This is a genomic window from Bradyrhizobium arachidis (assembly GCF_015291705.1).
Classification (GTDB): domain Bacteria; phylum Pseudomonadota; class Alphaproteobacteria; order Rhizobiales; family Xanthobacteraceae; genus Bradyrhizobium; species Bradyrhizobium arachidis.
Map to the genome: position 1 here is coordinate 5,103,324 of NZ_CP030050.1, position 9,310 is coordinate 5,112,633.

Annotated in this window: 21 protein-coding genes; 13 read left to right on the forward strand and 8 right to left on the reverse strand. The window is 60.8% G+C overall.

From position 1 onward, the window contains the following. Positions 1 to 90: 90 nt before the first annotated feature. Positions 91 to 777 (reverse strand): hypothetical protein, encoded by a 687-nt coding sequence (locus tag WN72_RS23750; protein ID WP_092216291.1) that lies wholly within the window; start codon positions 775 to 777, stop codon positions 91 to 93. 403 nt (positions 778 to 1,180) lie between these two features. Further along, positions 1,181 to 1,648, reverse strand: a complete 468-nt coding sequence (locus tag WN72_RS23755) for a cupin domain-containing protein (RefSeq protein ID WP_244553755.1) — start codon at positions 1,646 to 1,648, stop codon at positions 1,181 to 1,183. A 193-nt stretch (positions 1,649 to 1,841) separates the two neighbouring features. Between WN72_RS23755 and WN72_RS23760 the strand changes: the two genes are divergently transcribed. Genes WN72_RS23760 through WN72_RS23780 form a run of 5 tightly spaced genes read left to right on the forward strand, consistent with a single transcriptional unit; the run spans position 1,842 to position 3,229 of the window. Continuing rightward, positions 1,842 to 2,042, forward strand: a complete 201-nt coding sequence (locus WN72_RS23760; protein WP_027557947.1) for a hypothetical protein — start codon at positions 1,842 to 1,844, stop codon at positions 2,040 to 2,042. Then, on the forward strand, positions 2,042 to 2,311 hold the full coding sequence (locus WN72_RS23765; protein ID WP_027557948.1) for a hypothetical protein: 270 nt from the start codon (positions 2,042 to 2,044) through the stop codon (positions 2,309 to 2,311). Before WN72_RS23760 ends, WN72_RS23765 begins: the two co-directional genes overlap by 1 nt. Before the next feature lie 28 nt (positions 2,312 to 2,339). Further along, positions 2,340 to 2,603, forward strand: coding sequence for a hypothetical protein (locus WN72_RS23770; RefSeq protein WP_092216292.1), 264 nt, complete (start codon positions 2,340 to 2,342; stop codon positions 2,601 to 2,603). 11 nt (positions 2,604 to 2,614) lie between these two features. Next, positions 2,615 to 2,779, forward strand: coding sequence for a hypothetical protein (locus WN72_RS23775; protein ID WP_167380827.1), 165 nt, complete (start codon positions 2,615 to 2,617; stop codon positions 2,777 to 2,779). Positions 2,780 to 2,791: 12 nt separating this feature from the next. Then, complete coding sequence (locus WN72_RS23780) at positions 2,792 to 3,229, forward strand: hypothetical protein (RefSeq protein ID WP_092216293.1); 438 nt, start codon at positions 2,792 to 2,794, stop codon at positions 3,227 to 3,229. 87 nt (positions 3,230 to 3,316) lie between these two features. Here WN72_RS23780 and WN72_RS23785 read toward each other — a convergent pair whose 3' ends face one another. Both WN72_RS23785 and WN72_RS23790 read right to left on the reverse strand, forming a co-directional pair. Beyond that, positions 3,317 to 3,493: a hypothetical protein gene (locus WN72_RS23785; protein ID WP_167336509.1), complete on the reverse strand. Its 177-nt coding sequence runs from the start codon at positions 3,491 to 3,493 to the stop codon at positions 3,317 to 3,319. Between the two features lie 174 nt (positions 3,494 to 3,667). Beyond that, complete coding sequence (locus WN72_RS23790) at positions 3,668 to 3,940, reverse strand: hypothetical protein (RefSeq protein ID WP_027557951.1); 273 nt, start codon at positions 3,938 to 3,940, stop codon at positions 3,668 to 3,670. Positions 3,941 to 4,332: 392 nt separating this feature from the next. On the opposite strand from WN72_RS23790, the gene WN72_RS23795 reads away from it, so the two are divergent. Beyond that, on the forward strand, positions 4,333 to 4,668 hold the full coding sequence (locus tag WN72_RS23795; protein ID WP_027557952.1) for a GYD domain-containing protein: 336 nt from the start codon (positions 4,333 to 4,335) through the stop codon (positions 4,666 to 4,668). Between the two features lie 67 nt (positions 4,669 to 4,735). Here the strand turns inward: WN72_RS23795 and WN72_RS23800 are convergent, their stop codons facing one another. Beyond that, a complete protein-coding gene (locus tag WN72_RS23800; RefSeq protein WP_027557953.1) occupies positions 4,736 to 5,038 on the reverse strand; it encodes a hypothetical protein in 303 nt (100 codons plus the stop codon). A gap of 190 nt (positions 5,039 to 5,228) precedes the next feature. On the opposite strand from WN72_RS23800, the gene WN72_RS23805 reads away from it, so the two are divergent. From WN72_RS23805 to WN72_RS23830, 6 genes are all read left to right on the forward strand, one after another. Next, positions 5,229 to 5,522, forward strand: a complete 294-nt coding sequence (locus WN72_RS23805; RefSeq protein WP_143130602.1) for a hypothetical protein — start codon at positions 5,229 to 5,231, stop codon at positions 5,520 to 5,522. Between the two features lie 292 nt (positions 5,523 to 5,814). Beyond that, positions 5,815 to 6,111 (forward strand): HU family DNA-binding protein, encoded by a 297-nt coding sequence (locus WN72_RS23810; protein WP_027557955.1) that lies wholly within the window; start codon positions 5,815 to 5,817, stop codon positions 6,109 to 6,111. A gap of 328 nt (positions 6,112 to 6,439) precedes the next feature. After that, positions 6,440 to 6,577 carry a hypothetical protein gene (locus WN72_RS23815; protein ID WP_167336508.1) on the forward strand — a complete coding sequence of 46 codons (138 nt, stop codon included), beginning with the start codon at positions 6,440 to 6,442 and terminating at the stop codon, positions 6,575 to 6,577. Between the two features lie 347 nt (positions 6,578 to 6,924). Then, positions 6,925 to 7,062 carry a hypothetical protein gene (locus WN72_RS23820; RefSeq protein WP_167336507.1) on the forward strand — a complete coding sequence of 46 codons (138 nt, stop codon included), beginning with the start codon at positions 6,925 to 6,927 and terminating at the stop codon, positions 7,060 to 7,062. 209 nt (positions 7,063 to 7,271) lie between these two features. After that, positions 7,272 to 7,637: a GrlR family regulatory protein gene (locus tag WN72_RS23825; RefSeq protein WP_092216295.1), complete on the forward strand. Its 366-nt coding sequence runs from the start codon at positions 7,272 to 7,274 to the stop codon at positions 7,635 to 7,637. A 151-nt stretch (positions 7,638 to 7,788) separates the two neighbouring features. Continuing rightward, a complete protein-coding gene (locus WN72_RS23830) occupies positions 7,789 to 7,986 on the forward strand; it encodes a hypothetical protein (protein WP_027557957.1) in 198 nt (65 codons plus the stop codon). Here the strand turns inward: WN72_RS23830 and WN72_RS47535 are convergent. Beyond that, positions 7,983 to 8,108 (reverse strand): hypothetical protein, encoded by a 126-nt coding sequence (locus tag WN72_RS47535; RefSeq protein WP_035729763.1) that lies wholly within the window; start codon positions 8,106 to 8,108, stop codon positions 7,983 to 7,985. The two genes, WN72_RS23830 and WN72_RS47535, sit on opposite strands and share 4 nt — an antisense overlap. 82 nt (positions 8,109 to 8,190) lie before the next feature. Then, positions 8,191 to 8,421 carry a hypothetical protein gene (locus tag WN72_RS23835; RefSeq protein ID WP_027557958.1) on the reverse strand — a complete coding sequence of 77 codons (231 nt, stop codon included), beginning with the start codon at positions 8,419 to 8,421 and terminating at the stop codon, positions 8,191 to 8,193. A 281-nt stretch (positions 8,422 to 8,702) separates the two neighbouring features. Here WN72_RS23835 and WN72_RS23840 point away from each other — a divergent pair, with 281 nt between their 5' ends. After that, complete coding sequence (locus WN72_RS23840) at positions 8,703 to 8,993, forward strand: hypothetical protein (RefSeq protein WP_027557959.1); 291 nt, start codon at positions 8,703 to 8,705, stop codon at positions 8,991 to 8,993. A gap of 67 nt (positions 8,994 to 9,060) precedes the next feature. Here WN72_RS23840 and WN72_RS23845 read toward each other — a convergent pair whose 3' ends face one another. After that, complete coding sequence (locus tag WN72_RS23845; RefSeq protein WP_018457755.1) at positions 9,061 to 9,225, reverse strand: hypothetical protein; 165 nt, start codon at positions 9,223 to 9,225, stop codon at positions 9,061 to 9,063. Between the last annotated feature and the right edge of the window lie 85 nt (positions 9,226 to 9,310).

The following is a 9,310-nucleotide window of genomic DNA, read 5'->3' on the forward strand; positions in this document are numbered from 1 at the left end:
GCCATTACCGCGCGGCGTGACATGGTGCGGATGACCGGGAATGAGAACACGGGCCATGAGCCATGGTATTCGGCACAGTCTAGTGGACTGTCACTGTAATTCCGGAGCAATCTCGCCGCGCGGAAGGTTTCTTGTAGCTATCTTGTGCGCTTTCATCAGGAGCGCGCTAACTGATGTGTTTTTCGCAAGATATGCCTTCAATAGTTTCGGCAGCTTCTCATTGATCAGGACTTCGAATCCTGCATAAACGAAACCGATACCCGTCATTGCAAAACCTAGGACAAAATCCTTGGCGTTTGGCGCCTGACCAAGGGTCAATTGTGCAAACGGATGGGCAATTGAGATGCCGCCAAGCGTGACCATGAATTTTGCCAGGCTCCACAAGGCAAACTTTCCGATCTGGGACACGAACTTCGGCGACGACGCAGTACCCGATATCCCACTGAGGCCATAGCTCAGCAGTTGTGGCGCAATCGCGAGCACCACAACGACGATGACCAAACGGAATTCGTCGCCCATGTTGGTCAAATAGTCGTAAAGGGCTACGCACGTCACCTCACTCGATCCGCACAGCTTGGCGAGGGGAGTATTCTTCTTCAGCGCAATTACCTCTAGGCCGTAGAAAAGCAGGAAGAAGAATGAGTTGATGTACCAGATCAGGCTAATCTCGTGCGCGTGTCTCTCCATCAAGATCGTCGTCGCCGAGTAGAACATAAAGAGATATACCGCGACGATAAGCAGCAACCCACTAGTGGTACCGAAAAAAAAGTCCATCATTGTGTCCTCCCCCAGCTATTGTTGAGGATAGCAACTCTGAGTAGAGATTAGTCAACCGATTTCCAAGAAGCCTCTTACGACATTCGGTCCCAGGCTCTAGCGAATTTACGGTGACAGTGCTCGACTGCACTGCAAGGATGACCTGCCGCCGCACCCGGAAAGAACCGGGCGCCCTGTTGCGCGCGCCGCCTTATGGAGCGCGCTAAGTCCTGCACTCGGCCGGAAATTATCTCCGGCGCAATAATCTGGCGACTTAAGGAAGTGTAGCCACAACGGGTTCGAATGGCAGCAAAGGGCGCGCGTTGAGTGCGCCGTCACTTTAGCTGCTGCCGAAGCCATTGCCATGCTTCATCTCTCCGGATTTTTCAGGAGCTGAAACGCGACGCGACCGGATTGACGGGGTCTACCTTTCCTCCGCCCCAGTCGCGGTCGCCGGGCCTTCGCCCATGATCAGCAGCACGGCGTCCTCGTCCTTGGCGCCGTCCCAATGCACCTGCTTGCCGGTGTGGGTGACGAAGCTGCCGGGTGGCATCGGCACGGTGCCGTGGTCGGGGTCGAATTTCGGGCCTGAGCCGACCCACCAGGTGCCTTGCAGCACCACGATGTAGCGGTCGTTGGGATGGAAGTGCGGGCGGCTGAAGTGATTGCCCTTGGTCCATTTGTTGTAGACCATGTAGAAGCCCGCCTTGCTGGGGTCGCCGACCACCACCGCCGTCTGCGCGCCGCGCGCGTCGACCGGGCCCCAGGGGATCTGGTCCGGCATTTTATAGGTGACGGCGGCGGGATTTAGCTCGGTGGCGGAGCCGATGCTCAGCGTGGTGACGAAGGCGAGCGGCAGCAGCAGAAGGCGCAAGGCGCGGCGTGTCGTCATGGGGCCCCCCTTGATCGGCGTCGGTTGGATTGACGCCTTGTGGTTGCAGGGGATGCTAGCCTGTCCGGCCGTCAAGGCAAGCGCACAGCGCGCATGCGTGATCGTCTGCAATCGCGTCCAGAGGTCTTGCTGATGTCTCGCCGACGATGGCGGGCCGGTTGAACCCCGCCGGAGGTGGTGGCGACCAAACGCCATGGCCGCGCTCGTTGCAGAACTCCTGTTTGATCTCGCCAGAAGCCTCATTGGTGACTGGCTGAGACAGGCCGTACTGGCTGTTGGTGCCTGGCTCGAGACGAAAATTCAGGGCCGCACGGCACGCGTCGTCGTGGGAGTCCTTCTCGGGATCGCCGCTTATTTCCTCATTCCTGTTGTCACCGGGCTATTGGGATTGTGATGCCCTCCGCGAAGACGAATCTCATCATCGCATTGGCGGTCGGGGCGCTGATCTCGGCGACGCTCCTTGCTCTCGAGCAGCCCACCGATTACGCGTTGCTGTCGCTGGAGTGGCCCGGCGTCTCCGCAGCCTATTTGTTCTGGGGAGCGGTCGGAGGCTCCGCCTCTGCAGGCATCGCCATTTCCTGGCTCGTGAATGCGCTCTGCTATGGTCTCGGTGCTTTCGCCATTCTGAGTGTTCTCAAGCTGCTGATCCCGGCAAAGGCGTAGCGGAGATTGAGGCCATGACGAGGGCGGCATGAAGCGCTGGCTTGAAAGGCTCGGCAGGATTGCGACGGTCGCGGGGATTTGCGGGACCGTCGCGTGGCTGGTGCTTTTGGCGAGCTCTCCTCAGCAGCCCGATGCCGCCCATCCCGAACGTTACGCGCACCGGCACTCGGTCCGGTATGTGAGCGCGGGGACGGACCTGGCGCTCCAAATCCTGCTCGGCTCGAACTTCATGCTGGCCCTGGTGGCGCTCGGTTGCCACTTGGCGGCCAGCGACAGGCGCGGCGGGATGTAGCGGCGCTCAGAATGATCCAAAGCCTGATCAGCGCGATCCTGGAAATGCTCCTGTCTGCCGCAGCGAGCGCCGTCGTCAAATTCTTCGGTCTGGAAAACGCCGTCGAAATCGCGACGGTGGTCATCGGCCTCGGCTTCATCGCGATCGGCTTCACGGCCTATTTGCTTGGTCACTGAAGAGGGAGCGCCGTGACGTCGATCATCCTGCACGCGATTGCGGCCATGCTGCTGGAGGAGCGCTTCGGGCCGGCGTCCGGCGTCGGCGGCGTGACGACCGTCATGGCGATCCTGGTCCTGATCGTGTGGGCCGTGGCGGCTCACGAGGCGAGGTCGGGCCCGCGCGGTGTGGTGAACTGGATCGTCAGCATCATCGCCTCGGTTATCGGCGGCCTGGCTGCGCTGACCTTCATCTCGTTTGCCATCGACATGATGCTTCCCTACCTTCCAATCGAAGGCTCGATCGACTCGTCGGAGCATCCGGTGAAGTATGTCCTGGTCGCAGTCACTGCGATCCTTGTCGTGCTGGGATCATGGATCCCGCTGCGAGCGACGAGAAGGTTTGCCAAAGAAAATCCGCCCCCGGGATTGCCAGGGGCGGCTTTCGAAAATCAGTCTAAAGCGCGATGAGATTTGGATGAAACGTCATCGCGCTTTGGGTTGTTGTTTACGCATGAACTTTCCGGAAAACCGCTTCGCACTTTTCCGGATCATGCTTTAGTGACCGGTGCCTGGCTTCGTCGTCTTCGGCGGCTTTCCGTCCTCGACGCGGCCTTCATTCCTGAGGTCACGACCCTCCTGCGCCTTCTTCTGGCTCTCGGGGGACTTGCCGTGCTCGTGCAGCTCTTCCTTGACGTAACCGGCCGCTTCCTTCGCTTTACCTTCAACGCTCATCGCATTCTCCTCATCTATGAGGAGTCAATTCGCGCGAGAACTCAGCGTTCCCGCGAACAGTTCATTGCAGCAATGCGCTTGCGAGGAACTCGATCGGCGACAGGCCAATAGAATGGCCGCGCCACCTTGTGGGAAGCGGCGCGGCCGCGAAGCAAGCCGTACAGGGAACCCGGCTTACTTCATGTTGCTGCGAGTCTTCGTGCCGCCCTGATCGCTGCCGGGGCCAGAGCCGCCCTGGCCGGATGCGTCAGGCCGCACCATTCTGCCGCTGCGCATATCGTCGCGGCTCATGCCGGTCGTGCCGGTGCTGGTCGAACCGCGGTCCATCTTGTTCATGCCCGGCTTTTGCATGTTGTCGGATTGCGCAGCGGGGCCGGTCTGGGTCTGGGCAAGTGCGGAGCCGCACATCAGACCGAGCGCAGCAGCGGCGATCATCATCTTCTTCATCTCAAGCTCCTGGTTGGTTTGCATGGGCCAACGGGAGCGGGGAAGCCCCGTTCCTCAACGATACGTTCGACACGAAAGAAAATACCGGTGAGTTTCTGAAACCATTTGAGTGCGCGTCTGCAGAACCGGCGTCTTGCGAACCTCGTCGTTGACATATGCGAAGGTGCGATGGTGCCGCGTTGCAACCGGCCGATGAGCGAAACCGGCTTTTACACGCCCGCACCCTGATGTAGCTTGCGCGCGAGCCGCCAACGCGGTGTGCCGAAACCGCGTCAGTACCTGACGGCGTTTGTGCCCACGGCGGGCAATGACTTCATCATTTTCAGACTCCACCGTCGTGACGTTCAACTCGTCACGATGTGCATTCTCATGATTTCAGAAGGACGACAGCCATGCATTTCTGTCTTACGGGGCAATACACGCAACGCGCTCTCAATGCCATTCTGGAAAACCCGACGACCAATCGTCAGGAGGCGGCAGCCAAGCTGATCGAAGCGGCCGGCGGCAAGCTGGTCTCGATGTACAGCGTCGCCGCCGACGGTCCCGGCGTTCTCGTGATTTTCGATGTGCCTGATCCGAGTGCGGCACCGGCCATCTCCGGCCTGACCGTCACGGCGGGCACGCTGCAGAACGTCAAGCTGATGCGGCTGTTCACCCAAGACGAGATCAAGCAGGTGCGGCAGAACGCCGCCAAGCTGCGCTCGTCCTACAAGCCGCCGGGCGGCTGATCTTTCGAGCTTACCGCTAGCAAATGCGAGACCGCCGTTCGTCGCATCGAGCGGCGGCCTTGCGAAGTTACGCCGCAATCCGCTGCTCGGCGGGAGCGGTCAGCTGCTTCAGCACTTCGGCGTGCTCGAGGTCGGGGACCGCAATGGCCGTGTGGCTGTACATCGCGGTGGTCCGCGATGTCGCGATCCTGTCGAGGATCTCCTTGCCCTTGATGACGTGCAGGCCCATGCCCTCCCGGGTGGGGAAGATCGCCAGCACCACGTCATAGGCGGCGATGACGGCTCTGAGCGCTTCGGCCTTGTCTTCGGCGACGTCGACGAAAATGCGAACGTCAGCCGCGAGTTCACGCAGCTCGTGAAAATCCAGCACTTTGGGGGTACTCCAACGCAACGATACTGACGCGGAGCTTGGAGGCGTTAGGTTACTGAAGTCTGAACAATTTTATTCGAGTCACAGGTTTCACGATGAGGTGACGCGTCGCGGGGGCAGCGTGCGAATTGAATATCTCGCCCATACATCTTGGGCTATGCTTTCGACTGGCAAATAGCGGAGGGCGGCCGTGCGAAAAGTTGTCGTGGTTGCGTTCCTGGCGCTCGGTCTGACGCCGGCATTGGCGCAGGACGCTGCGAAAGCGCCTGATGATAAAAAGCTTGATCCAAAAACGGACAATTGCTTCTACACCGTCGGGACCCAGGCCATCCAGGTCCCGATCGGCGCGAGTGTGTGTCGGCGTCAGCCCGCGCCTTACAACGACAAATATTCGCTGCTTCGATGTACCCCGCCGCTCGACGAGCTCGCGAGCGACGTCAAGCGAGGCGATGCACGCTGCGACCGCTACGACGAACGAGAGTAGTGGGCTCTGACGGCGCGATCTTCGCAGATGCGGCCTTTCAGGCAGGATCGTGCGCGGCCGTCATGGCGCGATGCGGCCGCTTTTGACGTGCTCGCGCATTTGACACCCTCCTGAAAGCCTAGATTTTGCCGCAAAGCGAGGCCTCATCCCGGGAGGCCCGGCTTGCGTTTTGGGCCTCGATGGGGTCTAAGCCGCGTCACTTCATGACCAACGGCATGAATCAGAAGCGCGCGCCGCGGGTTCGACCGCGTCCTCAGCAGAGTTGCTCGCGCGCAGATAAAGGAATTCAGACATGGCGAAGATGACGAAGACCCAATTGATTGATGCAATTGCGGAAGGCACGCAGATCTCGAAGAACGACGTGAAGTCGGTGATCGAGTTCATGGCGACGGTCGGCTACAAGGAGCTCAACGAGTCCGGCGAGTTCGTCATTCCCGGCTTCGTCAAGATGTCGGTCGTGAACAAGCCCGCCACCGAAGCGCGGATGGGCATCAATCCCTTCACCAAGGAGCCGATGCAGTTTGCCGCCAAGCCGGCCAGCAAGTCGGTGAAGGCCTCGCCGCTGAAGGTCGCCAAGGACGCGGTCTGATCCGGCCATCCTTCGCCTAACACCGCAGAAGAAAAACCCCGCGCTTTCGCACGGGGCCTTCTCGCCGACGGCGATGGGATTTCAGCGCCTGGCCGTCAGCCGTACCTCTAACTTAAGGTTGAAAATCCAAAGCGCAACAGCGCCGCGGTGACGGAATATCTTCGTCAGGCGGCGCTGCCGTATTTGACTGGGCGCTGAAATCCCCAGCTTTCATGGGTCTGCGCGACCGCCAAAAGGTTCAATGCGCCGTCCCCATAAATCGCGTGTCGAGGACTGGACTTTTTGTTCTCATTTTGTTCTAGTGAGTCATCTTCTTTGGAGGTGACTCATGACCGTGGAAAAACAGCGTGAAGTGATCAGGCTCTGGAACGAGCTGCGGAAGGTCGAGGGCCCCGCGGCAGAAGAGCTCCGCATCCAGATCCTGGAATGCTTTTCCGAGAAGGGCAAAGGCAAGCGGGCCGCGTGATCAGCCTCAGTGTAGATCGACATCCGTCAGGCGCGATCTCGTTTCGGTTACGTGCCTGACGGGCCCGTCGATGAGGCGCGATCGGCGACCGCGATGAGGCGGTCGTCTTGTAAGTCCTGTCGAGAGATTGCTGTCGCCGACGACGTGACGGCGCGCGCTTTCACCGATCGTTAGCAATCGCTCCGCGCTGATTTTCTCGACTCCGATTCGTTCTTTGCGAACGAAATGGAGTCGGATGCAGAACATCTCGTGCCTGCCGGCGCGCGCGTCTCATAACGAAGCAGCGTGATGCTTCGCACGGTCCTGTCCTCATGCCGCGCGTAGAAACATGCGCGAGGGAGAGCGAGATGGATGCGTGCTGGTTTGTCGAGATGTTCGTCGAGATCGCAAAGCTGTTTTGGTACGACCGGCATCCGCGGTTGCGCAAACGCATGCCGTCGGTGCCGCAGGTGCCGCCGCGATCAAGGCTCGAAGAGGCGAGGTGATCGCTCGGGTCGAGATTGTACGCTCGTTTGCCTACAAACGAATTGTTAAGACCTGCTCCGCGCCGATTTCTTCGATTCCGATTCGTTCTTCGAGAACGAAATGTAAGCGAAGCTGGAACAAAACCGGCCGCTGCATCCTGAGCCGCCTCCGCTTTCCGTCTCGACGCTCGCCATGTCCGGCGCTATCGTCTGATGCGTGGGCGCCGGCCATGAAGAACGGACTTTATTCCATCCACATCGACATGCTCGACGGCGTGAAGGGCCGCGACAGCGGCGTCCTGATCCTGCGTGACGGCGTGCTGCTGGGCGGCGGGCCTCACTTCTGGTCGCGGGGGTCGTACAGGGTGGGCGAGCGTGGTTCGAACAGCGGGACCTGGAAGGGCGAGCTCGCCACCAACCAGCATACGCCGTACGCAGATGCCTATGTGCGGCCGCTGTTCGGCGGGCAGGAGGCCACGAGCGGCTTCTCCGGAACGTATCGCGACGACGAGGCCGAGGTGTTCGGCACCGTGCTGGTCGCGGGCCATCGCAGCCTGAGCTTTCGCGCGACGCTGAAGCGGCTCGCCGACATCTGAGCCGCGCGCGCGAACTCCTAACGAAAGCTTGCGCCAAAGGGGCTAACCCTATTTGGTTAGGTTAAAAGCCCAATCGCGTTGCGCGCGCCGCTGCCTAGAGTAGGTATTCTTGCAAGGACAAGAACGACTTTGCCAAGAAGCAGCTTTTGACATGACGCCTTTTTCAAAACCGTCCTTTTATCAAGGCGACCGCCACACCTACCGGCGCGTCGCAATCGTCGGCTCGCTGTTTTGCCTCGCTTTCGTGGTGATCAGCTTCTCGCTGCGGCCGCAAGCCGAGGACACGCGCGTCGCGGTCAAGGCCGATCGCCTGGTGCGCACCGCCGGCCAGGCGCCGCACGCCAACTAGCGCTCGCCGCCGATGATGTGATCCTCGGCGGATTCGTCGGAGCACCCGACGCCCGTCGTCGCGAGCGCCACGAAGCCGGCATAGCCGGTCAGGTTGAGCAGGATTTCGAGCCATGCGGGCATGACTGGCCCCTTCTTCTCTTGAACCTAGCCCAACGTGCGCCGCTGGCGCATGTTCCCGGAATAGTTGCGTCAGAGCGGGGAGTCAGAGCGGGGAGGAGGGGTCGAGCCGCCGGCCGAGGGTCGCGACGGACTCGCTCGAGGGCTGCTCCTTCAGGAATTCGGCGATGGCGCGCGCGAGCTCACCGTCGCTCATCGGCGTCGGCGGCGGGCGCAGCGTGCCGACGCCGAAGCTGCGGACGATCTCGTCGTAATGCTGATCGCCGGTTCTGGGAACGAGCCTGCGGATGCGAGCCAGCAAAGTCGATATCGGCAATCTCTCCTCCTTGATCGTCCGTCCCGCTGGCAGAAGCTTGCGTCTGCTGCCATTCGCTCCCATCAAACTGAAAACCCCGCCTGCACCGCGGAGGATGCAGACGGGGTTCTTCGTGCTGTCGCCTCAACCCGGATGGCGGAGGCTTCCGCACTTGCAGGTTCAATCCGCCCGCCGCGCTTTCGTTCCCGCGAAGCAGAGATTTTTGCGGCCGATGGTTCCGCGTCCGCGCGCAACCATCGCAGGCGCTCGTGTTATTGTCGCAGTACGCGAAGGAGGAGATCATGAAGAAGACACTGGCAGTTCTGGCCACCGTCGCGGCCGTCGGCGTGACGGCTATCGCGGCGCCTGCGCCGGCCGAGGCGCGCGGTCGCGGTATCGGACCGGGCCTCGCATTTGGCCTCGCCGCCGGCGCGATCACCGCGGGCGCGGTCGCCGCGTCCCATCCGTACGGCTATTATGGACCGGGCTACGGCTATTACGGCGGACCGGCCTATTACGATTACGGCCCTGGCCCGTATGCCTATTACGGTGGACCGTACTACCGGCACCACCACTACTACCGTCACTGGTAGCGGCTGACCAAACGAAAAGCCCGGAGCCATGCTCCGGGCTTTTTGCATGCGCGGTGATCAGGCGTGCTTACGGCCAGAGCGAGGGCCGTTCCGCCTTGCGGGCATTGTCGAGCGTCGAGACGAAATACTCCTCACGCTCGCGCTTGAATTTTTCCTGCGTGGCACGGAAGGCGGCGACACGGGCGGCGATCTCTTCACGTTCGCGGATTTTGCGTTGCTCGTCCTCGGTCATTGTCAAATCCCCTCTACACCTGAGTATGAGTGCACTGCTGGACTCAAGCACTGCCGCCGCATCATCCTGAGTCGCGTAAACACGT